Origin of the sequence: Brasilonema bromeliae SPC951, from assembly GCF_012912135.1 — a bacterium.
GTDB classification, from domain to species: domain Bacteria; phylum Cyanobacteriota; class Cyanobacteriia; order Cyanobacteriales; family Nostocaceae; genus Brasilonema; species Brasilonema bromeliae.
In genome coordinates, this window is sequence record NZ_QMEB01000356.1 from 1 (window position 1) to 1,720 (window position 1,720).

1 protein-coding gene is annotated in these 1,720 nt (G+C 47.6%); it reads right to left on the reverse strand.

Annotated features, from left to right (window positions below):
* Positions 1-251: 251 nt before the first annotated feature.
* The gene (locus DP116_RS27360) at positions 252-1,718 is read right to left on the reverse strand and encodes an ATP-binding protein (protein ID WP_169158126.1); all 1,467 of its coding nucleotides are present in this window, start codon (positions 1,716-1,718) and stop codon (positions 252-254) included.
* Positions 1,719-1,720 lie beyond the last annotated feature (2 nt).

A 1,720-nucleotide genomic window follows, 5' to 3' on the forward strand; every position in this document is an offset into this window, starting at 1 on the left:
GAAGCTCTATTCCATGAAGCTTTATTCTATGCATCTTCATAGAGAATTGGTATAAGATCATCAACAATCGCTAATACTAAAATAACGTTTTGAATCATTAAATGACCTAGAATAGAAATTGTCCACTTGATATTAGACCTTAACCCTTGTGTGAAAGCGCGGTGGAAGGTTATCCGTGGGGTAAAACCGCCAAAGAAGGGTGAGTCCAGGGTTAGAGCGCGGTTAGAAGATTATTGGTAAAAAGTAATCCCTTAATTGTCTAACGTCATCGGCAAAGTGAGAGTAAACGCCGTCTGCCCATCCGATGTAGAATCAAGGGTGAGATCGCCACGATGTGCCCGAGCAATTTCACGGGCTAAGCTGAGTCCCAGTCCGATTCCTTCTACCTTGCGGGTTCGAGCAGGATCACCGCGATGGAAGCGGTCAAAAATGCGCGAGCGATCGCCCACCGGAATCTCTTTTGAAGCATTGGCGATCGTAATATGGAGAGTTGTTTCAGTTTTCTTTGCATGAATCTGTATCCAGCCGTTGGCGAGATTGTATTTGATGGCATTACTGAACAGGTTTTGCAGAACTTGAATGAGGAGATCGCGATCGCCCTGTACCCGTAGCCCATCAGTAATGTCAGTTTGCACACTCAGGTGGGGAGCCAGGAGTTCCACATCTTCTAACATCTCCATGAGCAACTCAGACATATCCACCTCAACCAGAAACAACTTCATTTGTCCCGCATCTGCCAAAGACAACAGCAAAAGTTTCCGCGTAATACCACTGAGGCGACGCACTTCATCCAACAAATTACTTAAGCGCTGTTGGACTTCACTTCCAGAGTCAACCTGTTGCAGCGTTCGTTCCAGTTCACCTTGCAGAATCGTCAGTGGGGTTTTCAGTTCGTGAGCTGCGTCAGCACTGAAGCGGGAAGCTTGTGTAAAACTGCGTTCCAGGCGTTCCAGCATTTGGTTAAACACCTGAATCAGTTCGACAAATTCAACATCCGTTGTCCCAATCGGGATTCGCTGATCTAGCCCTTTAACAGTCACCTGTTGAATAACGCCCGTTAATTGCCGGATGGGACGCAAAGCACCACCAGAAACAAACCATGCCCCAAAAGCAACTAGCAAAAGCGCTCCCGAAATTGAAACTAGGAAGATATTGCGAATGGTACCCATCTCTTGATTAACGGCTTGCAGACTAACGGCGATCGCAACCTGAACATTGGGAAATTTAAGTGCCCCAATGCGCCAAAGTCCTGTTGTTGTCTGTTGAGTGACGAATTCAGGTGGGCGTCGTGAGCGAAGCAACGGTGGTGGCTTGACAGGTGGATCTGTACTCTCAGGTTTTGGCGGTGGTTCTTTAGGAAACGGTGGCAAAGGTGTCAACTCAAGACGCCCAAGCAACAGACGATTCACCTCCTTATCGATGGGCACTTCGTCAGATTGATAAAGTGTATTGCCGTTTGCATCTCGCACCAGCACAGCAATAGGGATTTTTGTATTTGTTCCGAAAGCATAAGGTAATGAATCTCCGTAGAACTGCAATCGCTCTCGCTGGGCAGAACGAGTTGCCCGCAGCAACTGATTGAACAGTTGTGCATCAAGGCGAGCGATCTGAGCATTGTAAATCTGGAACCAGGAGACTGCACCAAACCCTACTAATGCGCTTCCAGCCAAACCCGCAGATAATAGGGCAATCCGGAGTCGAAACGAACGCAGTCTCATAT

Coding starts and splice junctions, on each gene's coding strand:
- DP116_RS27360 (WP_169158126.1), bottom strand. CDS start 1,718: ATGAGACTGCGTTCGTTTCGACTCCGGATTGCCCTATTATCTGCGGGT.